Annotated in this window: 1 protein-coding gene; it reads left to right on the top strand. The window is 53.4% G+C overall.

Annotation, left to right across the window (positions count from 1 at the left end):
* Window positions 1-23 precede the first annotated feature (23 nt).
* The coding region (locus HF921_RS12385) for a cytochrome c biogenesis protein ResB (RefSeq protein ID WP_226834604.1) at window positions 24-691 on the top strand (668 nt) is incomplete at its 3' end.

The raw sequence follows: 691 nt of genomic DNA, 5'->3' as shown, positions 1-691 counted from the left end.
TGCACGACCGTGGTGACGGCGGTATGGTCATTCTTGGCCGCAAGGGTCGCTATAGCCGCATTGGCTATATCTTAACGCATGCGGCGATTATCGTGTTTTGTGCGGCAGCCCTTTATAACGCGGATATTCCCGTGAAACTGGCCATGCTGACAGGTTCCACGCAACCGGAAAACAACTTTCACATTCCGCTGTCGAAAGTTTCCAAGAATGCATGGCTGCCCGTTGGCAATCCAGCGTACCGCGGTACGGTTACCGTTCCGGAAGGGCAGTCGACGCAGGTGGCCTACGAACTGGTGGGGAACGGTTACCTCGTCCAGCCACTCCCCTTTCGAATCAAGCTGAGGCGATTCCACGTCTCTTACTACTCCACCGGCATGCCCAAGGACTTTATTTCTAATATCGTCCTTTACAATGACCAAGGGAAAGTGCTGAAAGAAGCGAATGTCCGCGTTAATCATCCCCTCAGCTATGAAGGTGTCCAGATCTTTCAAGCCAGTTTTGTCGATGGCGGCTCGCTTCTGAAGATGAAGCGCTACATGCTGAATAATCCCAGTGCGGGCGCCATCCATCAAGAAGGCCGCGTCGGGCAATCAGTGGATCTTTCCGGCACCACATACAAACTGAAACTCAAAAACTTCTCATTGGATAACGTGGTGCCCGCCGCAGCCATTGAATCCGTACCGGCGGGGGA

Source organism: Acidithiobacillus ferriphilus, from assembly GCF_018854775.1.
Lineage (GTDB): Bacteria > Pseudomonadota > Gammaproteobacteria > Acidithiobacillales > Acidithiobacillaceae > Acidithiobacillus > Acidithiobacillus ferriphilus.
The sequence above is the reverse complement of the archived record's forward strand: the minus strand, read 5'-3'. Positions and strand labels throughout refer to the sequence as shown.